Here is a 22,104-nt window from a genome sequence, read left to right on the forward strand (position 1 = left end):
CGCGATCCAGAATGCCGGGTTAGCCCCGTCGTTTGCGCGGGACAGGCGCCTTTGTATGGTAGTATATAATCACGCGCAATGGGGAGGATTCCTTTGGACGCCATCCGGGTTCCGACGAGCGGGTCGGCCGCGCAGAAGGTTGAAGCGGAGCTGCGCCGCGCCATCGTGACCCTGGCCCTGCCGCCGGGGACGCGCCTGTCGGAGGCCGAGATCGCGGAGCGTCACGGCGTGTCGCGCCAGCCGGTGCGCGAGGCGCTGATCGGCCTTGCCCGCACCCGCCTCGTGGAGATCCTGCCCCAGCGCGGCACCGTGGTGGTGCGCATTTCGGTGAAGAAGATGATGGAGGCCCGCTTCGTGCGCGAGGCCATCGAGACCGCCGTGGCGCGCCGCGCCGCCGGGGGCTTCGACGCCAATGCCCGCACGCGCATCGACGATCTGCTGGACCTCCAGGCCAAGGCGGCCGCGCGCGGCGCCCACGAGACCTTCCAGCACTATGACGAGATGTTCCACATGGCCCTCGCCGAGGGGGCGGGCTGCGCGCTTGCCTGGGAGGCCATCGCCGACATCAAGGCCCATATGGACCGCGCCTGCCACCTCACCCTGAAGGGCTCCATGGCCCCGCTGGTGGACCAGCACCGCGCCATTATCGCCGCCGTGGATGCGGGCGACGGGGACGCCGCCGCCGAGGCCATGCGGCAGCACCTCTCGGAAATCCTGCGCGCTTTGCCCAAGGTGGAGACCGAGCACCCGGACCTGTTCGAGTAGGCGGGGCAGGCACGTGGAAGATTTAGGCTGATGCGCGGCCCAAAGCCCTCTCCCGCTTGCGGGGGAGGGTTGGGAGGGGGCTGCGCCAGGTAGAGGCCCGCGGCGCAGCTGCCCCCCGAAACCTTCCCCCTCCCCAGCCCTCCCCCGCAAGCGGGAGAGGGAGTTGCCGGGGGCGCCTGCGCGCTCTGTGCGACCCGAAAAGCTGATGTGACGGAGCACCCCCATCACATCACCGCGCCGATCTGCCAGGGCACGAACTCCGCGTCCCCGTAGCCCAGTTCCTCGGACTTGGTGTGCGCGCCGGAGGCCACCGCCACCACGCGCTCGAAAATCTCCCGCCCCTTCGCCTCCAGCGACACGCCCTCCAGCACGTCGCCGCAATCGATGTCCATGTCCTCGGACATGCGGGCGGCGATGTCGGAATTGGTGGCGAGCTTGAGGGACGGCGTGGGCTTGCAGCCGAAGGCGGAGCCGCGCCCGGTGGTGAAGCAGATGACGTTCGCCCCGCCCGCCACCTGCCCGGTGGCGGCCACCGGGTCGTAGCCGGGCGTGTCCATGAAGACGAAGCCGGGCGTCGTCACCGGCTCGGCATATTCATAGACGGCGGCGAGGTTCGCGCTGCCGCCCTTGGCCGCCGCGCCCAGGGACTTCTCCAGAATGGTGGTGAGCCCGCCCGCCTTGTTGCCCGGCGAGGGATTGTTGTTCATCTCCCCGCCATTGCGCTCCGTATAGTCCTCCCACCACTTGATGCGGGCCACCAGCTTCTCGCCCACCTCCCGGCTGGCGGCGCGGCGGGTGAGCAGATGCTCGGCGCCGTAGATTTCCGGCGTCTCGGAAAGGATGGACGTGCCCCCGTGGCGCACCAGAAGGTCGGAGGCGACCCCCAAGGCGGGATTGGCGGTGAGCGCGGAATAGCCGTCCGATCCGCCGCACTGGAGCGCCAGCACCAGTTCCGACAAAGGCCGCGCCTGCCGCTTCCAGGCCGCGGCGGCGGGCAGCATCTCGGTGAGCGCGCCCACCACATGCTCCACGGTGCGGCGCGTGCCGCCCTCTTCCTGGATGGTGAGGGTGCGGAAAGCGTCGGTCTCGTCCACGCCGTATTCGGACTTGAAGCGGGCGATCTGGAACATCTCGCAGCCGAGGCCCACCATCACCACCGCCGCGAAATTGGGGTGGGTGGCATAGCCCCAGAGCGTGCGGGAGAGGACGTCGAACCCCTCCCCCTTGGAGGCCATGCCGCAGCCCGTGCCGTGCACGATGGGCACCACCCCGTCCACGCCGGGAAAGGCGTCGAGCACGCCGGACCGCTCCAGCTCCCGCGCGGCGAAGCGCGCCACCGAGGCCGAGCAGTTCACCGAGGTGAGGATGCCCAGATAATTGCGCGTACCGGTGCGTCCGTTGGAGCGGCGGAAGCCCATGAAATGCCCGCGCTCCGCTTCCGGCAGCAGGACCTCGTCCCGCGCATCGGCGCAGAAGGCATAGTCGCGGGCGAAATCGTGCAGCACCACGTTGTGCACATGCACATGGGCGCCGGGCGCGATATCGCCCGCCGCGAAGCCGATCACCTGGCCGAATTTCAGGATGGCGGCGCCGTCAGCCACGGGGGCGAGCGCGAATTTGTGGCCGCGCGGAATGCGGGCGGACAGGGTCACGCCGCCGGCGCGCGTGCCCTCGGGCAGCGTCTCCAGCGCAACGGCCACATTGTCCTGCGGCGACAGCCGCAGGATGCGCGGCGCATCCGTTTCCAGCTCCGACATTCCCACCCTCCCGCGCCCTGGTTGGCCCAAGGCTGCGTTCCGTCGCGGACACCCTCAGGGGACATGACCCAAGAGGAGGCCGCATTGACGCTTCTGATATGCTAATATATCAGTGCTGAAAGCAAAACAAGAATGGTTCGGAGGAAAGCGTGGCGCGCGGCGCAAAGGGAGCGGCAGCTCCGGCCGGAGGGACAGGCGTGCCGCGCATCGAGAAAGTGCGCGGCGTCACGGCGTCCCAGCGCATCTATGAGGCGCTGCGCGGCCAGATCATCGGCATGGAGATCGCCCCCGGCACGGCGCTGCAGGAAAAGCAGATCGCGCTGGTCTGCGGGGTCAGCCGCACCCCGGTGCGCGAGGCCATCCTGAAGCTGGCGGACGAGCGCCTCGTGGACATCTTCCCCCAATACGGCACCTTCGTCTCGCGCATCTCCCGCCCCGCCGTGCGCGACGCCATGGTGATCCGACAGGCGCTGGAGCGCACCGCCGTGCGCGAGGCCGCGCGCCATGCGGGCAAGGCCGACATCGCCCGGCTCAAAGCGGGCCTCACCTTGCAGCAGGCGGCCCATGAGAGCGGGCGCCTCGCCGACTTCCACAAGGCGGACGAGGATTTCCACCAGATGGTGGCCGAGATTGCGGGCCATCCCAATCTCTGGCGGGTGGTGCGCGCGGAGAAGGCGCAGGTGGACCGCTGCCGCATCCTCACCTTGCCCGCCGCCGACCGGCGCGCCTCGGTCATGGCCGAGCATGCGGGCATCGTGAAGGCCATTGCCGGCCATGATCCCGCCGCCGCCGAGACCGCCATGGCCCGGCATCTGGACCGCGTCCTGCCCAGCGTGGACGCGCTGGCCGACGCCCATCCCGACTTCTTCGACGTGCCGGAAACGGAGGGGCCTGCACCGCTCCTCGCCGCAGCCATCCCGAGGTGACGTCCATGACGCTGAACGCCATGCCCCTGTCCGCCACTGCGCTCCTCCATCCCGACCGGCTGTTCCCCGCCGAGCCCGGCGTGCGTGCCATTGCCCGGCGGCTCTATGAGCGCATCGCCCACCTGCCCATCGTCTCGCCCCACGGCCACACGGACCCGCGCTGGTACGCGCAGAACCAGCCCTTCCCCGACCCCGCCAGCCTGTTCGTGGTTCCCGACCATTATGTGTTCCGCATGCTCTACAGCCAGGGCATCCCGCTGGAAGCATTGGGCGTGCCGCGCCGCGACGGCGGGCCGGTGGAGCGCGATCCGCGCGCCATCTGGCGGCTGTTCGCGGCCAATTACCACCTGTTCCGGGGCACCCCGACCCGGCTGTGGCTGGACCATGCCTTCTCCACCTTGTTCGGCCTGGAGGAGCGGCTGTGCGCGGAGACAGCGGACTTCACCTATGACGTGATCGCGCAGGCCCTCCACACTGACGCCTTCCGCCCGCGCGCTCTGTTCGAGCGCTTCAATATCGAGGTGATCGCCACCACCGAGAGCCCGCTGGACGACCTGAAATGGCACCGCATGATCCGCGACAGCGGATGGACCGGGCGCGTGGTCACCGCCTATCGCCCCGACCCGGTGGTGGACCCGGACTTCGAGGGCTTCCGCGCCAATCTGGTGAAGCTGGGCGAGATCACCGGGGAGGACACGCTCTCCTGGACCGGCTATCTCGCCGCCCACCGCACGCGGCGCGCCTATTTCCGCAGCTTCGGCGCCACCTCCACCGACCACGGCCACCCCTCCGCCGCCACCGCCGACCTCTCCCCGTCGGAAGCGGAAGATCTGTTCGACCGGGTGAAGGCCAGCAGCGCCTCGCCCGAGGATGCCGAGCTGTTCCGCGCCCAGATGCTCACCGAGATGGCCCGCATGTCGCTGGAGGACGGCATGGTCATGCAGATCCATCCCGGCGCGGTGCGCAACCACAATGACGGCCTGTTCGCCCGCCACGGCCGCGACATGGGCGCCGACATTCCCGCCCGCACCGATTATGTGCGCGCGCTGAAGCCCCTGCTGGACCGGTTCGGCAATGAGAGGGATCTGACCATCATCCTCTTCACCCTGGACGAGACCAGCTATTCCCGCGAGCTGGCGCCGCTGGCGGGCCATTATCCCGCGCTGCGGCTGGGCCCCGCCTGGTGGTTCTTCGACAGCCCGGAAGGCATGCGCCGGTTCCGCGAGCAGACCACGGAGACCGCCGGTTTCTACAACACGGTGGGCTTCAACGACGACACCCGCGCCTTCCCCTCCATTCCCGCCCGCCACGACGTGTCCAGGCGCGTGGACTGCGCCTTCCTCGCCACCCTCGTCGCCCAGCACCGGCTGGACGAGGACGAGGCCCATCAGGTGGCGCACGACCTCGCCTACCGTCTCGCCAAATCCGCCTACAAGCTGTGAGGGAGCGCGCCGTGCGCCTGTCCGACGCCACCCTTCCCCGCCTGCCCGCCGCCATCGCCCGTCCGCGCTATGACCGGAGCGCGGCGAAGGTGGGCATGGTGCATCTGGGCGTCGGCGCCTTCCACCGGGTGCATCAGGCGGTCTATGCGGACGACCTTCTCGCCGCCGGGCACATGGACTGGGCCATTTGCGGGGCCAGCCTGCGCTCGCCCGACACCTCGGAGGCCCTCGACCCGCAGGACGGGCTCTATACGCTGTGCGTGCGCTCCGGCGCGGGGGATGATCTGCGGGTCATCGGTTCCCTCAAGCGCACCCTCGTGGCCCCGCGCGACCCCGCCGCTCTGCTGGCCGCCATGGCGGACCCGGCGGTGCGCATCGTCTCCCTCACCGTCACCGAGAAGGGCTATTGCCACGACCCCGCCTCCGGCGAGCTGGACGAGGCGAACAGTGACATCCTCGCGGACCTCGCGACCCCGCAGCGCCCGCGCAGCGCGCCGGGCCTGTTGGTGGAGGCACTCCGGCTGCGCCGGGCGGCGGGCCTCGCGCCTTTCACCGTGTTGTGCTGCGACAATCTCCCCGCCAATGGGGAGACGGTGGCGCGCGTCACCCGCCGCTTGGCGGCCCTGCGGGATGCGGATCTCGGCGCCTATGTGGCGGGCGAGGTGGCCTTCCCCTCCACCATGGTGGACCGCATCGCCCCCGCCACCACGGACGCCGACCGCGCCTTCGTGGCCGAGCGCCTGGGGGTGAGCGACGCCTGGCCGGTCATGGCCGAGCCGTTCAGCCAATGGGTCATCGAGGACCATTTCCCCAATGGCCGCCCGCCCTTCGAGGATGTGGGCGTCGAGATGGTGGCGGACGTGGCCCCGTTCGAGCACATGAAGCTGCGCCTGCTCAACGGCGCCCATTCCAGCCTTGCGTATCTCGGCTATCTGGCGGGCTGCGAGACCATCGCCGACACCATGGCGCTGCCCGCTTTCGCCCGCCTCGTGGAGCGCCTGCAGGACGAGGAGATGACGCCCACGCTCCATGTGCCGGGGGGGACCGACATCGCCGCCTATAAGCGCGCTTTGCGGGCGCGTTTCCGCAATCCGGCGCTCCGCCACCGCACCTGGCAGATCGCCATGGACGGCTCCCAGAAGCTGCCCCAGCGCCTGCTGGCCGCCGCGCGCGAACGCCTCGCCGCAGGGGCCGACATCCGCTTCATCGCGCTCGGCGTCGCGGGCTGGATGCGCTACGTGACCGGCCGGGACGAGCAGGGTTCGCCCATTGATGTGCGCGACCCCCTCGCCGCCCGCCTGCGCGCGGCAGCGGAGGGCGCGGGCGACGATGCCGCGCGGCGCGCGACAGCCCTGCTGGAGGTGCGCGAGGTGTTCGGCGCCGACCTGCCGGGCGACCCGCGCTTCGTCGCTGCGGTCACCGGCCATCTCACCGCCCTCCAGTCGCGCGGAGCGGCGGCAACCGTTGCGGCGGCGGTAGCATAAAGACCTATTTCAACCCCGCCGGGCGAATGGCACTCTCGACATAAGGTCGGTGATCCCAGGCAATTGGGGCAGATAACGCCGACCATAAAAATCCGGGGAGAAACACGCCATGTGGGGACGCACCCGACAGAGCAGCACACCCGCGTTCGCGCCCGTGCCGACACCGGCATCGCCGCCCGCCCCAGTGCCCGCCGACACCAAGCCCGCCGACGCGCCCCCCACCGAGGGCGCCGCGAACCAGGACCACATCATGGACCTGATCGAGGCGGACATCCGGCGCGCCCGCGTGCGGCTCGGGGACACCGCCGCCTCCATGCGGGCCGCCGCCGCGGCGGGCGTCCGGGACATTTCCGCCATCCGCCGCGACTGCGACAATCTCGCCGACCAGACCGAGCAGGCCCGCACCAGCACGCAGACGCTGGCCGACACGCTCCATGCCTTCGCCGACAGCAATGAGGAGATCGACCAGCAGGCCCGCACCTCGGACCGGCTCGCCGCCTCCGCCGGGGACGCCGCCGCCGAGGCGAGCGCGGCCATCGTGGAGCTGCGCGGCGCCATCACCGAAATCCGCGCCGTGGTCTCGCTCATCTCCGACATTGCCGGCCAGACCAATCTGCTGGCGCTGAACGCCACCATCGAGGCGGCGCGCGCCGGCGAGGCGGGCAAGGGCTTCGCGGTGGTGGCGAGCGAGGTGAAGACCCTCGCCACCCAGACCCGCGCGGCCACGGGCGAGATTTCCGGCAAGATCGAGCGCCTCATGCGCGCGGCCGACACCAGCACAGGCGCCCTCAACCGCATCATCGGCACCATCGGCGAGATCCGCCCCGTGGCCGAGGCGGTGGCCGCTGCCGTGGCGGGCCAGACCCGCTCCATCTCCGAGATCGGCCTTGCCGCGGGCGAAGTGATGACCTTCGCCCAGACCGTGGACCAGGGCGCCCGCACCATGCGCGAGGCCACCGTGACGGCCGAGGCCACACAGGCCGCCATCGAGGCCAGCGCGGGCGAGATGGGTGCGGGCACGGACGAGATGTCCCGCCATCTGCTGACCGTTCTGCGCCAGACCCCCATGGGCAACCGCCGCCGTCATCCCCGCTGGCCGGTGGAGATTGCCGGGCGCGTGCGCAAAAGCGGGCAGAGCTTCGAGGTGCTCACCTCGGACCTGTCCTTGGGCGGCGCATTGGTGAAGCTGAAGGACGGCGCGCTGGTGCCGGGCGATCGCTGCACATTGGAGCTTTCGGGCCTCGACCCGCAGGAGGCGCGGGTAGCGGGCATCAGCCCGCTCGGCTGCCACCTCGCCTTCCACACGCCGGGCGCGCCCAGCGTGCGCACGCGCCTCGCGGAGGTGGCGCGCGGCTATGAGGCCATTACCGGCCGTGCCACCAAGGGTGCGACCACCATCGGCCAATTGTTCGAGGCCGCGCTCGCCAGCGGCGAGATCACCGAGGCCGCGTTGTTCGATACCGATTATCGCCTCGTGCCCGGCTCCGATCCCCAGCAATACGAGACCCGCGCCCTCGCCTTCCTGGAACGGCGCCTGCCGACCATCCAGGAGGCCATCGCCGGCGAGGACCGCCAGTTGGCCTTCGCGGCGGCGGTGGACGTGAACGGCTATCTGCCGGTGCACAACGCCGCCTATTCCAAGCCCCAGCGGCCGGGCGAGCGCACCTGGAACCTCGCCCATTGCCGCAACAAGCGCATCTTCGACGACCGCGCCGGGCTGCTGGCCGCGCGCAACCTCGATCCGCATTTGATCCAGGTCTATGCGCGGGATCTGGGCGACAGGGTGATCTTCATGCGCGAGGTGGACGCGCCCATCTTCGTGAACGGCCGCCACTGGGGCGGTTTTCGGTCGGCTTATACGCTTTAGGTTCGGGGGACCTTCACGCTTTCCGGGCGGGTTTTCCAAGAATGCGGCGTCATGGCCGGGCTTGTCCCGGCCATCCACGCGGTTCCGCTGGGTGCGCGCTCAGCCCAGAGGCGTGGATGCCCGGGACAAGCCCGGGCATGACGAGCCTGAAGGGCTGGAAGCCTTCCATCGCTTGAATGCATCGGTCGCGGAGCTTGTCCCGGTATAGGCGCCGGGCTGTTCTCTGCCCGGGCGGCCCCCTCCCCAGCCCTCCCCCGCAAGCGGGAGAGGGGGCTTTGCGTTGCACGGATGGAAAAGCGCCCTCCCACCGAAATGGAGCCCACCATTGCGCGGGCCATAAAAGCCCTCTCCCGCTTGCGGGGGAGGGTTGGGAGGGGGAATTGTCTGGGAGCAGAGTTAGGACACTCCTGCCACGGCCCCCAAGGAAGCTCCGTCCCGCACCACCTCAAGACGCAACCGCTTCCCGCCCCCTCACGCGCTCCTTGCCGCCTCCGCATAGGGAGCCAGCAGGTCGCGGATGCCGCGGTCCTTGTCGTGGGCGGCGGTGTCGATGGCGCGGGAGAGCACCGCCTCCAGATGGTCGTGCATGAGCGGCTCCAGCCGCGCCCAGTCGCCGGTCACCAGGCACGCCACAAGGTCGCGATGCTCCTGCACGGAACAGTCGGTCCAGCGCGGGCGGCCATAGAGGCCGAGGATCAGCGCGCTGCGCCCCACCAACTGGCGCATATAGCGGGCGAGGAGCGGCGAGCCGGTCATCTCCGCCAGCACCAGATGGAACTCGGCCGCGTGGCGGATATATTCCGGGCGCCCCTCGCGGTGGGCGCGCTCCTCCGCCTCGATCTGCGCTTCCAGCCGCTTCACCTGGGCCGGGGTGAGGCGCCCGCACAGGCGGCGGATCACCAGATGCTCCACGTCCTGGCGCACGCTGAACAGGTCGCGCGCCTCTTCCAGCGAAGGCTTGGCGACGGTGGCGCCGCGATTGGGACGGATGTCCACCAGCTCTTCGCTGGCCAGAAGTTCCAGCGCGCGGCGCACCACCGTGCGGCTCGCGCCGAACTGCTCGCCGATCGTGTCTTCCGGAAGCTTCGTGCCGGGCTGGAGCACCTGCTCCAGGATCGCGAGGCGCAGGCCCGCATAGATTGCGTCGACTCGTTCGCCCCGCTGCTTCATGCCCGGCTCCATTCTCGCCTTCCATGGCACGAGACCGGGCGCCACTCAAGATGCGGCAAAAATCGTATACAATTTCAGAGACCCGTTACGAGCAATCCCGTCTGCCGCAAAGCGCCCTGCCTCGGCCAGATCCTGGGAAATGCAAGTGACTTGATCCTATTCCACGGGAGCGGTGGGCGGTGCGGGTCCGCAGATTGGTAATATGAGACTACCAACGCCCCGATCTCGGAAGCCGTCGCCCAGATAATTGTATACGATTATGATTTGAAAATGCGCACAAACTGCCTAAGCTTTGTGCGCCAACCAGACTCCATCCTGTCACGACCGGCGCCGGCGGGCGCATCGCAATGCCGTGATTCTATGGGCCTGGGCCGCCTCAAGCCATCCGCGCACTGTCCCCAAGGCCTTTGGCACAGGGCTTGCGAAGATGGGGTCCCGCCTTCCCGGATGAGGAATGAAGCACATGGTCCGGTCCCTCCTGAAACCCCGTTTCGCCCTGTCGCGCCGCGCCGCCGTGCTCGGGCTCGGCGCGGCCGTCCTTCTGGGCGGCGCTCCGGCTTTCGCGCAGGAGACCATCAAGGTCGGCCTCGTGGCGGCCCTGTCGGGCCAGTCCGCCAAATCCGGCGAAGCCATCACGCGCGGCCTGGAAGTGGCCATCGACGAGATCAACGCCGCCGGCGGCGTGCTCGGCAAGAAGGTGGAGCTGATCCGCCGCGACGACGAGAGCAACCCCGCCAAGGGCGTGGTCGCCGCCCGCGAGCTGGTTCAGAAGGAGAAGGTGGCGGCCTTCTTCGGCGGCATCGACACCCCCGTCTCCCTGGCCATCGTGCCCTTCGCCAACCAGGCCAAGGTGCCCTTCATCAGCGTGTGGGCGGCCGGCACCGGCATCACCCGCAACGGCGCGGCGGAGAACTATGTGTTCCGCGTCTCCGCCGTGGACGAGCTGGTGGACGAGGCCATGATCGATTACGCGGTCAAGACCTACAAGACCGCCAAGCCCGGCCTCATGCTCATCAACAATCCCTGGGGCGAGAGCAATGAGAAGGGCCTCAAAGCCGCTTCCGCCGCCAAGGGCCTGACGCTCGCGGGCGCCGAGAAGTTCGACAATGCCGACGTGGACATGGTGCCCCAGCTCACCCGCCTGAAGGAGGCGGGCGCCGACACCCTCTTCCTCATCGCCAATGTGCAACCCGCCGCCCAGGTGGTGAAGTCGCTGGACCGCATGGGCTGGAACGTGCCGGTGGTGTCCCATTGGGGCCCGGCGGGCGGCCGCTTCACCGAGCTGGGCGGACCCAGCGCGGAGAAGGTCCACATGGTCCAGACCTATACCTTCTCGGGCAACCTCTCCAAGAAGGGCCAGACGGTTCTGGCGGCGCTGAAGACCAAGTATCCGCAGGTGACGACGCTGGCCGACGTGACCCCGGCCGTGGGCATCGCCAACGCCTATGACGCCATGCACCTGCTGGCCCTGGCCATCGCCAAGGCCGGCACCACGGAAGGCCCCGCGCTGCGCCAGGCCTTCTACGAGATCGGCAGCTATGAGGGGCTGATCAAGTCCTACGCCAAGCCCTTCTCCCCCACCAACCAGGACGCCCTCTCCAAGGACGACTACATCTTCACCCACTTCAAGGGCGCCGAAATCGTGCCCGTGAACTGAGGGGTCGGCTCTCGGCAAAGCCCTCTCCCGCTTGCGGGGGAGGGTTGGGAGGGGGAAGCCCCAGGCGGGACCAGCGCACTTTCGCACCCGTCTCCCGCTCCCGGCGGAAACGCCCCCTCCCCAGCCCTCCCCCGCAAGCGGGAGAGGGAGCGCGGCGCGCAAAGATGCGCATGCACGCGCACTCACCCCACAACAACAAGAGCCGAGGAGGCCCCATGCTGATCGTTTCCGCCATCGTCTCGGGCCTGTCGCTGGGGGCCATGTATGGCCTCATCGCGCTCGGCTACCACGTCACCTACGCGGTCTCGAACACGGTGAACTTCTCCCAGGGCTCCTCCGTGATGCTGGGCGCCGTGCTCTGCTACACGCTCTGGATCACCTTCGGCTGGCCGGTCACCCTCGCCGTGGTGGTCGCCCTGTTTCTATGCGCGCTGTTCGGCCTCGTGGTGGAGCGCTTCCTGGTGCGCCCGTTCGCGGCGCGCGGCTCCAATGCGTGGCTCATGGCCACCGTCGCGGGCGGCATCATCCTCGACAATGCGGTCATGTTCTCCTTCGGCAAGGAGCCGCGCTCCCTGCCCTCCGTGCTCGCCCAGAAGCCGGTGAGCCTGTTCGGCGCGGGCGTCTATCCGCTGCAGCTCGCCATTCCCGTGGTGGGCATCGCGGTGGCGCTGGGGCTGCATGTGCTGCTCAACCGCACACGGGCCGGCAAGCGCCTGCTGGCCGTGGTGCAGAACCCCTCCGCCGCCCGCCTCATGGGCATCGACGTGAAGCGCGCCATCGCCCTCTCCTTCGCCGCCTCCGCCGTGCTGGCGGGGCTCGCCGGCATGCTCATCGCGCCCCTCCTCTCCGTCTCGTCCGACATGGGGCTGATGTTCGGCATCAAGGCGTTTGCGGTGGCGATCCTGGGGGGCATCGGCTCGGCCTCCGGCATCATGCTGGCGGGCTTCCTCTATGGCCTCGCGGAAGCGCTCATCACCGCGCTGCTGGGCTCCTCCTACACCCAGATCCTGGTGTTCTCCGCCGTCATCGCGGCCCTCGCCTTGATGCCCAACGGCCTGTTCGGCCGCGCCGCCGTGAAGAAGGTGTGAGATGGCCCGCTTCGTTCTGCCCCTCTCCATCCTCCTCGGTGCCGCCGCGCTCTGCGCCTTCTGCCTGTCGGCGGAAAGCTACACCCTGTTCGTCATCGCCCTCGTCGCGCTCACGGTCATCGTCGGGGTGGGCCTCAACATCCTGCTGGGCCTCGCGGGCCAGGTGTCGCTGGGCCATGTGGGCTTCTATGCCATCGGCGCCTATGTGTCGGGCATCCTGATCCTCCAGGGCTGGAACTTCTTCGCCGCCTTGCCCGTGGCCATGCTGGTGGCGGGGCTCGTGGGCGCGCTCCTCGCGCTGCCGGCGCTGCGGGTCTCCGGCCCCTATCTCGCCATGGTCACCATCGCCTTCGCCTTCATCGTCGAGCACGGCCTCATCGAATGGAAAGCGGTGACCGGCGGGGCCAACGGGCTCATGGGCATCATGCCGCCCTCCATCGGCGGCCATGCCTTCGCGGAGCGGGAGATGGCCCTGCTCTCCGTGGTATTGGCGGCACTGAGCCTCTTGGGCTTCTGGATGCTGTCCGGCGCGCGCCTCGGGCGGGCCATGCGGGCGGTGCGCGACAGCGAGGTGGCGGCCCAGTCCGTGGGGCTCAATCCCGTGGGCCTGAAGACGCTGGCCTTCGCCCTCTCGGCGGCGCTGGCGGGGCTGGCGGGCGCGGTGTTCGCCCCGCTCCTCATGTTCATCAGCCCCGGCTCCTTCCCCTTCTCCCAGTCCATCCTGTTCCTGTTCGCCGTGGTGCTGGGCGGGGCGGGCACGGTGCTGGGGCCGGTGATCGGCGCGCTGGTGGTGGCGGGCCTGCCCGAACTGCTCTCGGATCTCGCCGAATATCGCCTGCTCATCTTCGGCGCCCTGCTGCTCGCCGTGCTCTGGATCGCGCCGGAAGGCATTGTGGGCCTTCTCGCGCGGCTGAAGCGCACGGACCCGCGCCCCGCCCGCAACCGCGCCACCGACCTTGCCGCCTTCCTGCGCCCCGCAGCCGCCCCGCCGCTGACGGTGGACGGCATCGGCATCTCGTTCGGCGGGGTGAAGGCGGCCTCCGGCGTCAGCTTCACGGCGTCCCCCGGCGCCATCACGGCGGTGATCGGCCCCAACGGCGCGGGCAAGACCACCGTGCTCAACATGATCGGCGGCTTCTACCGGCCCGATTCCGGCACCATCCGCCTGGGCGCGGGGGCGAACCTTGCGGGCGCGCCCGCCTACAAGGTGGCCCGCGCGGGCATCGCGCGCACCTACCAGACCACCCAGCTCTTCGGCACGCTCTCGGTGCTGGAGAATATCCGCATCGCCGGCGCGGACGCCGCCACCGCCGAGGCGCTGCTCGCCTTCGTGGGTTATGGCGGCCCCGTCGCCGCCCGCGCCGACGATTTGCCCCATGTGGACCGGCGCCTCGTGGAGATCGCCCGCGCGCTCGCCACCCGCCCGCGCGTGCTGCTGCTGGACGAGCCCGCCGCCGGGCTCATGCGGGCGGACAAGGATGCGCTCGGCATCCTGCTGCGCCGCATCGCCGAAATGGGCATCGCCGTGATCCTGGTGGAGCACGACATGACCATGGTCATGGGCATTTCCGACCATGTGGTGGTGCTGGATGCCGGGCGGCCCATCGCCTCCGGCACGCCCGCCGCCATCCGCGAGAACCCGCTTGTGATCGCCGCCTATCTGGGCGGCACGCAGACCCGCGCCCGCGGCCGCACCACCCCGTGGGACGGGTCGCGCGACGCCGTGCTCTCTGCCTTGCGCCTCACCGCCGGCTATGGCGCCGCGCCGGTTCTGGAGGATGTGGCGCTGGAAGTGCGCCCCGGCGAGCTGGTCGCGCTTCTGGGCGCCAATGGCGCGGGCAAGTCCACGGCCATGAAGGCGGTGTCCGGCCTGCTGCGGCCGGTCTCCGGCGACATCGTGCTGAAGGATGCCCGCATCTCCGCCTTGCCCGCCCACCGCATCGCCCGCATGGGCCTTGCCCTGGTGCCGGAGGGGCGGCAGGTCTTCCCCGAACTGTCGGTGCGCGACAACATCCTCCTGGGCTCCTCCGCCCGCTCCGACACGCCGGACACCGCGACGCTGGAACGGGAATTGGCCGCCCAGTTCGCCCGCTTCCCGCGCCTGAAGGAGCGGGCCGCGAGCCGCGCGGGCCTGCTGTCCGGTGGCGAGCAGCAGATGCTGGCCTTGGCACGCGGCCTCATGGCCAAGCCCGACATCCTGCTGCTGGACGAGCCGTCTCTGGGCCTCGCCCCCGCCATCATCAACGAGGTGTTCGACGTGCTGGCCGAGCTGCGCGAGGAGGGCGTCACCATCCTCCTCGTGGACCAGATGGCGGCCCTCGCCCTCACGGTGGCGGACCGCGCCTATGTGCTGGAAAGCGGCCGGGTGGTGAAGGCGGGCACGGCCCGCGACCTTTCCGGCGATGCAGCGCTGGAGGCCGCCTATCTCGGCGCCCGCCCCGCCGCCCAATAGCCCTTCTCTCTTGCAGCCGCACCGGCAAAGGCCGGGCCGCCGGTTCCCTGTTCACGGAGTATCCCCATGAGCCTCGACCACATCTTCCGCAATGCCCGGATCGCCGGGCGCGAGGGCAGCCTTGTCGATATCGGCATCAAGGACGGCCGCTTCGCCGCCATCGAGGTGGGGCTCGCGGCGGACGGCCCCTCCGAGGATCTCGGGGGCAAGCTGGTGGTGCCCGGCTTCTGCGAAACCCACATCCACCTGGACAAGTCCTGCCTGCTGGGCCGCTGCCAGTGCGAGAAGGGCACGCTGGAGGAGGCCATCGCTGCGGTGGCCGCCGCCAAGAAGGGCTTCACCGAGGAAGACGTGACGGAGCGGGCCACCCGCACCCTGGAAAAGGCCATTCTCCAGGGCACCCAGCGCATGCGCACCCATGTGGAGGTGGACCCGCGCATCGGCCTCACCTCCGTGAACGCGCTCTTGAAGCTCAGGCAGGCCTATGCCTGGGCCATCGACCTGAAGCTCTGCGTCTTCCCCCAGGAAGGGCTGCTGGACGATCCCGGCTGCGAGGACGTGATGGTGGCCGCCCTGGAGCTGGGCGCCGACGTGGTGGGCGGCGCGCCCTATATGGACAAGGACAGCCACGGCCAGATCGCCCGCATCTTCGCGCTGGCCAAGCGCTTCAATGTGGACATCGACTTCCACCTGGATTTCGGCCTCGACCCCTCCCATCTCGACCTGCTGGAAGTGTGCCGCCTCGCGGAGGAGACAGGCTGGAGCGGACGGGTCGCCATCGGCCATGTGACCAAGCTCTCCGCCGTGCCCGAGGCGCGCCTCGCGGAGCTGGGCAAGCGCATGGCGCAGGCGGGCGTCGCGGTCACGGCCCTGCCCTCCACGGACCTGTTCCTCATCGGCCGGGAGTTCGACCACAATGTGCCGCGCGGTGTGGCGCTGGCGCACAAGCTGAAGGAGATGGGCGTCACCTGCTCGCTCTCCACCAACAATGTGCTGAACCCCTTCACCCCGTTCGGCGACTGCTCCACGGTTCGGATCGCCAATCTCTATGCGAACGTGGCCCAGGTGGGCACGCCCGCGGGCATGGCGGACTGCCTGGACATGGTGAGCGCCTCGTCCGCCAAGCTCATGAACATCGCCGATTACGGGATCGCGGTCGGCAACGGCGCGAACATGGTGGTGCTGGATTGCGAGAGCCGCGCGGCGGCGGTGGCGGAACTCGCCCCCGTGCGCCTCGCCATGAAGGGCGGCAAGCGCACCGTGACCCGCCCGGCGCCGACGCTGCATGTGCCGGGCTGATGATCGCGGGCCAAGCAGGGGCGCCGGTTTCGGCGCCCCGTTCGCTGGATATCTACGAGGTTTTCCACTCGGGCAGCGGAAAGATGCGGTCGTAGGCCCAGTTAAACGCGAATGCGAACAGCATGTAGAACAGGGCGAACGACAGATCCATCACGAAGGCCTGCCACAGCGATACGCTGAGATACCAGGCGATGAACGGCATCAGGACGATCAAAAGGCCGACCTCGAAGACGATGGCATGGAGCACCCGCACCGGGCCGCTCTTCAGCGTGGTGCCGATGATGCGATCGAGGGCGATGTCGAAGCCCCAATTATAGATGTAGTTCCAAAGGGTTGCGAGCGTCGCGCTGACCAGGGTCACGACGCCCATCTCGTGGAGCGGCATCTGGAAGGCCAAGGCCCCGAGCGGCGTGACGAGCAGAAGTCCGATGATTTCAAAGCTGACGGCGTGGCGGATGCGATCTCCGGGGGAGCGCATTGTGACCTCCTCACAGCCGGGCCGTCCCGTGCATTCCAGGCCCCTTCGGGCGGAGGTCGTCCTCTCCAGGGGGCATATAGGACACGTTCGCGACGGGTCAATGGAGCGTCAGGTGAAACACGGAGGGGTGCTTTCGCCGGCCGCCTCTTCCCGGTTGCCCCCTCCCCACCCCTCCCCCGCAAGCGGGAGAGGGAGCTTTGCGTTGCGCGGGACGGAAGCCCTCTCCCGCTTGCGGGGGAGGGTTGGGAGGGGGAATGCGAGGCCGGGGCCAATCATCGCGGCCTCCTGCACGCGCACCGTCATGGCCGGGCTTGTCCCGGGTATCCACGCCTCCCCATGCACGCACCCGACGGCACCGCGTGGATGGCCGGGACAACCCCGGCCATGACGGTGGTGAAATGGTGATAGGAAAAAAGACACAAGGACTATTGTCCTACATCCCGATCTCCCCTATCATCACCCCACCTTGCACCAAGGAGGGGCGCGTCCGGAGCGGCCTGACGGGTGGTGCGGGGCGCGGGTGTCCGACGCGGCGGGGAATAACGCCCCCCGCCGCGCGAGAAAGGAGGCCGAAGGGGTTGCGCACCGATCCGGGGCTGGTTCGCCCGGACGTGATGGGAGATCCACAAAAGCCCACGCGGCGCGGCCGACACGCCATAAATCCCCGCGCGGGAGCGGACGGAATGCTGGTTCCGACGTCACCCACCTTTCCCAAGGCATGCCTGCCGGCGTGCCGACCGCTCCCGCATCCCTCCCCCCCGCCCACACGGCGGGGATGAAGGCGCTGGAGCGTTCGCGAGACGGAAACGCGGAAAAACAGAGCGAGGGAGCGCAGCCGACAGCCGGGCCGCATCTTTTGTTCGACCGATCAACAGGATGGGCTAGGAGAGATGCTCCCCTGCCCCCGCCACCCGAAGGGCCCGCCATGCCGATCACCGACACTCTCGACGCCTTCGTCCCCCACGGCCTCATCGAGCGCACGCCCACCGGCGAGGGCCCCCTCTCGGGCCGCACCTTCGCGCTGAAGGATTTCTTCGACGTGGCGGGCGTGCCCACCGCCGCCGGAAGCCCGGACTGGCTGGCGAGCCACCCGGTGCCGCAAAAGAGTGCGTCCGTGCTCGACACGCTGCTGGCGGCGGGCGCCCGCCTCGTGGGCAAGACCCATACGGACGAAATCGCCTGGAGCCTCAACGGCGAGAACCACCATTACGGCACGCCCATCAACCCTGCCGCCCCCGGCCGCATTCCCGGCGGCTCCTCCTCCGGTTCGGCGGCGGCCACGGCGGGCGGGCTGGTGGATTTCGCCATCGGCTCGGATACGGGCGGCTCGGTGCGCCTGCCCGCCAGCTATTGCGGCATTATCGGCCTGCGCCCCACCCATGATCGCATCGCCATCGACGGCGCCGTGCCGCTGGCGCCCTCCTATGACAGCGTGGGCTGGTTCGCCCGTGATCCCGTCCTGTTCGAGCAAGTGGGCGCCGTGCTGTTCGGCGGGCTGAAGCGCGTGCCCGCGCCGGGCAAGCTGCTTCTCGCCACGGACCTGTTCGCGGCCGCCGGCCCCGCCGTGGGGCAGGCGCTGGCCGATGGGGTGGCGCGCATCGTCGCGCTCTATGGCACGCCCGAAGAGGTGGATGTGGGCCAGGGGGCGCTTGGCGCATGGCGCAACGCCTTCCGCCTCATCCAGTCGGACGAGGCCTGGACCGCCCATGCGGACTGGGTGAAGGCCGTGAAGCCCAATTTCGGCCCCGGCGTGCGCGAGCGCTTCGCCGCCGCCGCGACCCTGGACCCGGCGGAGGTGGCGGACGCCCGCGTGCTGCGCGCCGACATCCGCGCCCGCATGGACGCGCTCCTGGGCGAGGACCGGCTGATCCTGCTGCCCACGGCCGCCGGCATCGCGCCCCTGCGCAACTCGTCCGGCGAGGCGCTGGAAGCCTTCCGTGCCCGCTCGCTGGAAATGCTCTGCCCCGCCGGCCATGCAGGCGTGCCGCAGATCTCCCTGCCGCTCGGCACGCTGGACGGCTGCCCCGTGGGCCTCTCCATCATCGCCCCGCGCGGCAAGGACGAGATGCTCCTGTCGCTTGCCCGCGCCGTGCTGGCGCCCGCGTCCTGAACGGGAGGCCCGCATGTCGCAGAGCGCATCCCCAATCCCTCGGGACCCGGAGCTGATGGCCAAGATCGAGGCCATCCTCACCCGCCTGCTGGACGCCACCGGCGCCAGCCGCGGCACGCTGCGCGCGGACGATCCCGCGCGCGGCTGGCAGGCGGACACGCCCGCCATGGAGGTGCTGCGCCACGGCGCGCCCACCATGATGAACGACGCCTCGGTGAATCACCGCGCGGCGGGCTCCATCCAGTGGATCATCAAGACCGGCGCGATCCTCAAGCAGGAGGATCTCACCAAGGTGGAGGCCAACCCGCCCTGGCAGCTCATGCAGGTGTTCAAGGCGAGATCCCAGATGGTGGGGCCGGTCTTCAAGGGTGATTGGGTCTATGGCTGGGTCTCCGCCCATGACGTGACCGGCCCGCGCCCCTGGACCGAAACGGACGAGGCGGCCATGAGGACGGCCATCGCCGACATCGGCGCCCTGGTCCTGTGAGGCGGGAATGCCCATGCGCTGGAAAAGGGACGTGCCGCCTGGAAAGTCCCGTTTTCACATTGGCATTATGCAATATTCATATTGACCCCATGAACGACACCCCGCATAAGCCGCCGCGAGGTGCGCGATGCTGACGAAGAAGGGAAAATACGGGTTGAAGGCCGCCGTCTTTCTGGCGCGCCTGCCGCCGGGAGGCTCCGTCCAGGTGGCGGAGATCGCCGAGACGAACAACATCCCGAAGAAATTCCTCGATGTCATTCTCAACGAATTGCGCAATGCCGGCTTCCTCGCCTCCAAGAAGGGGAAGCTGGGCGGCTATCGCCTCGCCAAGTCGCCGGACGAGATCATCGTCGGCGAGATGATCCGCACGCTGGACGGCCCGCTCGCGCCGCTGCCTTGCGCCAGCCGCAACGCCTATGTGCCCTGCGATGATTGCGATGTGGCCACCTGCGAGGTGCGCCGTCTCATGGTGCGCGTGCGCGACGCCATCGGCACCGTGCTGGACACCTACACGCTCGCCCAGATGCGCGACCTCTCCGAAGACCAGATGAAGGCCTTCGTGGACTATATCTGAGGCTGTCTCAGCATCGCTCGGGACGAAGCCGGGGACGCATCCCCGGCTGCAAGATCACAGAAAATCCGGACCGTGGACGCCCTGCCAGCCCGCGCCGTGGCCCATGCCCAGCAGCGTGGAGCGCTGCATCACCGTCGCGGGGGACGCCGTGCGCTCCGGCGGCACCAGGGCCTCCAGGAAGGTCTCGGCCCACTGGTCGATATCGTTGCGGCGGAGCACCGCCATCATGCGCTCATGGCGCTCGCGCCGCTCGTCCAGCGGCATGTCCAGGGCGCGCTTGAGCGCCGCCGCCATGCCCTCGGTCTCATGGGGATTGACCATGAGCGCCCCGCCCGACAATTCCGCCGCCGCCCCCGCGAATTGCGAGAGGAGCAACACGCCGGGATCGGCCGGATCCTGGGCCGCGACGAATTCCTTGGCCACGAGATTCATCCCGTCCCGCAGCGGCGTGACCATGGCCACATTCGCCGCGCGATAGAAGCCGCCCAGCGCCGAGCGCGAATAGGTGCGGTTCACATAGCGCAGCGGCGTCCAGGCCACGTCCCCGAAGGCGCCATTGATCTGCCCGGCCTTGTGGGAGAGGAACCGGTCCATCTCGATATATTCAGGCACCTCGGTGCGGCTCTTGGGGGTGATCTGGGCGAAGGTCACCTTGTCATGCCATTCGGGCGAGGTCCGCAGCAGCGTCTCATACGCCTCCAGCCTGTGGGGAATGCCCTTGGAATAGTCCAGCCGGTCCACGCCGATGATGAGCTTGCGCCCGCCCAGGCTGTTGCGGAAGCTCTTCACATAATCGGTGCGCCCGGCATGGCGGGCGCGGCGGGCGAAGGCCTCGGTCTCGATGCCCACGGGGAAGACCGCGATCCTCACGCGGCGCCCGGCAATCTCATAGACCGACGGATCGGACGTCACCTGTCCGCCCCGGGTGATGAGATAGCGGCCGAAATTGTCCCGGTCATTCTCGGTCTGGAAGCCCACCAGATCGAAATGGGCGAGCGAGCCCAGGATCTCCCCGTGGCGCGGCAGGGTCTGGATCAGCTCCGGCGGCGGCATGGGAATGTGCAGGAAGAAGCCGATGCGGTTGGCATGGCCGCGCTCGCGCAGATATTTGGCGAGCGGCATCATGTGATAGTCGTGCACCCAGATCACGTCGTCCGGCTGGATGAAGCGCGAGGCATGGTCCGCGAACAGCCGGTTGACCCGGATATAGCCGGAGAGGTCGGCCCGCTGGAACTCGGCGAGGTCCACGCGGTAATGCAGGATCGGCCAGAGCACGCGATTGGCGAAGCCGTTGTAATATTCCTGGTAGTCGCTGTCCTTCAGGTCGATGACCGCATATTTGATGCGGTTGCGCGTGGTCACGGCCGGACGGTCGGACGGCACGTCGGTGATGCGCCCGCTCCAGCCGAACCAGACGCCGGAGCGCTCCTTCAGCGCCGCATTGACCGCGACGGCCAAGCCCCCGGCGGTCACCTTGCCATTGGCCTCGGGAACGGCGACCCGGTTCGACACGACGATAAGGCGCGACATGTCAGGACCTCCCTTCGGCAGCGGCGGCGAGGCGCCGGATGAGCATGCGCACGGCCTGCGCCGTCTCGATGGTAAGGTCCGCTCCGGCAAGGCGCCGCCCGACGCTCACCGCGAGGCCGCCATGCTCGCGCACGGCCGCAAAGCCGGCCTCGTCGGTGACGTCGTCGCCGAAGAAGACCGGCACGCGACCGGCGAACGGCGGCTCGGCCAGGAAGGCGCGGACCGCCGCGCCCTTGTCCTGGCCGCGCGTCTTCACTTCAAACACCATGCGCCCGGGCAGCACTGCGAGGGTGCGCGCACGGGGCGCCACGATGCGCGCCACGGCCTCTTCCAACTCGGGCGCCACGGCGGGGGCCGCGCGATAATGCAGCGCCACGCTGGCGCCCTTGTCCTCCACGAGCACACCCTCGAACCGCACGGAGAGATCACGCAGCGCGGTGCGCACGTCATCCGGCAGGAGGGCGGCCACGAGGCGCGACTCGCCCTCGCCGGTGGGCCGGAACTGCGCGCCATGGATGCCGGACAGCGGGAGCTTCAGGGGCGCGAACAGGCGGTCCAGCACCGAGGCCTCGCGTCCGCTCACCAAGGCGAGGGCGCCGCCGGTGGCCTGCATCAGGACGGACAGGTGATCGATAAGGGTGGGGGGCACTTCGACCGCGTCGGGATGAGGCGCGATGTCGATGAGGGTGCCGTCCACGTCGAAGAAGAATGCATTCTGATCGACCGAAAGAAGGTCCCGCAGATCCACACTCCGCACCTCCGCTCCGATGGGGGGCGCCGGATCGCGCCGCGGGGAAATGGGCTGTGCCGAAGGGACCATGCCGATTCGTTCTCCACTAAAAAATGCGAAAATATGGAATGACTTGCCATTGAAACGCCGCGAGTGGGGCAAGGGTTCCGAAACAGATCAAAAAACCGCCATGCTCATTTCAAAGGCGCTGGCGGGATTTACCGGAAAGCGTTGGCGTTCTTCGGCTTGGCTGGAACCGGCATGGCCCCCATGCGTTTCCAGGGGCAC

Annotated in this window: 17 protein-coding genes; 12 read left to right on the forward strand and 5 right to left on the reverse strand. The window is 69.1% G+C overall.

All coding sequences use genetic code 11. From position 1 onward, the window contains the following. Positions 1–78: 78 nt before the first annotated feature. Positions 79–765, forward strand: a complete 687-nt coding sequence (locus EJJ38_RS14080) for a GntR family transcriptional regulator (protein WP_127090766.1) — start codon at positions 79–81, stop codon at positions 763–765. 224 nt (positions 766–989) lie between these two features. Here EJJ38_RS14080 and EJJ38_RS14085 read toward each other — a convergent pair whose 3' ends face one another. Continuing rightward, complete coding sequence (locus tag EJJ38_RS14085; protein WP_127090767.1) at positions 990–2,522, reverse strand: UxaA family hydrolase; 1,533 nt, start codon at positions 2,520–2,522, stop codon at positions 990–992. A gap of 197 nt (positions 2,523–2,719) precedes the next feature. Between EJJ38_RS14085 and EJJ38_RS14090 the strand changes: the two genes are divergently transcribed. The 4 genes from EJJ38_RS14090 (at position 2,720) to EJJ38_RS20795 (ending at position 8,241) form a co-directional block, all read left to right on the forward strand. Then, the gene (locus EJJ38_RS14090) at positions 2,720–3,448 is read left to right on the forward strand and encodes a GntR family transcriptional regulator (RefSeq protein WP_245454250.1); all 729 of its coding nucleotides are present in this window, start codon (positions 2,720–2,722) and stop codon (positions 3,446–3,448) included. A 5-nt stretch (positions 3,449–3,453) separates the two neighbouring features. Further along, positions 3,454–4,890 (forward strand): glucuronate isomerase, encoded by a 1,437-nt coding sequence (gene uxaC / locus EJJ38_RS14095; protein WP_245454251.1) that lies wholly within the window; start codon positions 3,454–3,456, stop codon positions 4,888–4,890. A gap of 11 nt (positions 4,891–4,901) precedes the next feature. Then, positions 4,902–6,374: a mannitol dehydrogenase family protein gene (locus EJJ38_RS14100; protein WP_245454252.1), complete on the forward strand. Its 1,473-nt coding sequence runs from the start codon at positions 4,902–4,904 to the stop codon at positions 6,372–6,374. 109 nt (positions 6,375–6,483) lie between these two features. Continuing rightward, positions 6,484–8,241 carry a methyl-accepting chemotaxis protein gene (locus tag EJJ38_RS20795; protein WP_127090768.1) on the forward strand — a complete coding sequence of 586 codons (1,758 nt, stop codon included), beginning with the start codon at positions 6,484–6,486 and terminating at the stop codon, positions 8,239–8,241. A gap of 471 nt (positions 8,242–8,712) precedes the next feature. Here EJJ38_RS20795 and EJJ38_RS14110 read toward each other — a convergent pair whose 3' ends face one another. Beyond that, positions 8,713–9,411: a GntR family transcriptional regulator gene (locus tag EJJ38_RS14110; protein WP_127090769.1), complete on the reverse strand. Its 699-nt coding sequence runs from the start codon at positions 9,409–9,411 to the stop codon at positions 8,713–8,715. A 463-nt stretch (positions 9,412–9,874) separates the two neighbouring features. Here EJJ38_RS14110 and EJJ38_RS14115 point away from each other — a divergent pair, with 463 nt between their 5' ends. From EJJ38_RS14115 to EJJ38_RS14130, 4 genes are all read left to right on the forward strand, one after another. After that, entirely contained in the window at positions 9,875–11,068 is a 1,194-nt protein-coding gene (locus EJJ38_RS14115; RefSeq protein ID WP_205666175.1) for an ABC transporter substrate-binding protein, read from the forward strand. 215 nt (positions 11,069–11,283) lie between these two features. Further along, positions 11,284–12,156 (forward strand): branched-chain amino acid ABC transporter permease, encoded by an 873-nt coding sequence (locus EJJ38_RS14120; RefSeq protein WP_420836889.1) that lies wholly within the window; start codon positions 11,284–11,286, stop codon positions 12,154–12,156. 1 nt (position 12,157) lies between these two features. Further along, a complete protein-coding gene (locus EJJ38_RS14125; RefSeq protein ID WP_127090771.1) occupies positions 12,158–14,608 on the forward strand; it encodes a branched-chain amino acid ABC transporter ATP-binding protein/permease in 2,451 nt (816 codons plus the stop codon). A 66-nt stretch (positions 14,609–14,674) separates the two neighbouring features. Then, positions 14,675–15,907: an amidohydrolase family protein gene (locus EJJ38_RS14130; RefSeq protein WP_127090772.1), complete on the forward strand. Its 1,233-nt coding sequence runs from the start codon at positions 14,675–14,677 to the stop codon at positions 15,905–15,907. A 52-nt stretch (positions 15,908–15,959) separates the two neighbouring features. On the opposite strand, the gene EJJ38_RS14135 is transcribed toward EJJ38_RS14130, so the two are convergent. Further along, positions 15,960–16,385, reverse strand: a complete 426-nt coding sequence (locus EJJ38_RS14135; RefSeq protein WP_127090773.1) for a PACE efflux transporter — start codon at positions 16,383–16,385, stop codon at positions 15,960–15,962. Between the two features lie 925 nt (positions 16,386–17,310). Here EJJ38_RS14135 and EJJ38_RS14140 point away from each other — a divergent pair. The 3 genes from EJJ38_RS14140 to EJJ38_RS14150 all read left to right on the forward strand — a co-directional run bounded on the left by EJJ38_RS14140 (position 17,311) and on the right by EJJ38_RS14150 (position 19,556). Then, positions 17,311–18,495 carry an amidase gene (locus tag EJJ38_RS14140; protein WP_127090774.1) on the forward strand — a complete coding sequence of 395 codons (1,185 nt, stop codon included), beginning with the start codon at positions 17,311–17,313 and terminating at the stop codon, positions 18,493–18,495. Positions 18,496–18,550: 55 nt separating this feature from the next. Further along, positions 18,551–18,982 carry a GAF domain-containing protein gene (locus EJJ38_RS14145; RefSeq protein WP_164738511.1) on the forward strand — a complete coding sequence of 144 codons (432 nt, stop codon included), beginning with the start codon at positions 18,551–18,553 and terminating at the stop codon, positions 18,980–18,982. 127 nt (positions 18,983–19,109) lie between these two features. Further along, positions 19,110–19,556, forward strand: coding sequence for an RrF2 family transcriptional regulator (locus EJJ38_RS14150; protein ID WP_127090776.1), 447 nt, complete (start codon positions 19,110–19,112; stop codon positions 19,554–19,556). A gap of 54 nt (positions 19,557–19,610) precedes the next feature. On the opposite strand, the gene otsA is transcribed toward EJJ38_RS14150, so the two are convergent. Continuing rightward, the gene (gene otsA / locus EJJ38_RS14155) at positions 19,611–21,086 is read right to left on the reverse strand and encodes an alpha,alpha-trehalose-phosphate synthase (UDP-forming) (RefSeq protein WP_127090777.1); all 1,476 of its coding nucleotides are present in this window, start codon (positions 21,084–21,086) and stop codon (positions 19,611–19,613) included. A gap of 1 nt (position 21,087) precedes the next feature. After that, a complete protein-coding gene (gene otsB / locus EJJ38_RS14160) occupies positions 21,088–21,843 on the reverse strand; it encodes a trehalose-phosphatase (RefSeq protein WP_164738512.1) in 756 nt (251 codons plus the stop codon). Between the last annotated feature and the right edge of the window lie 261 nt (positions 21,844–22,104).

Source organism: Aquabacter cavernae (assembly GCF_003993795.1).
In the GTDB taxonomy this organism is placed as follows: domain Bacteria; phylum Pseudomonadota; class Alphaproteobacteria; order Rhizobiales; family Xanthobacteraceae; genus Aquabacter; species Aquabacter cavernae.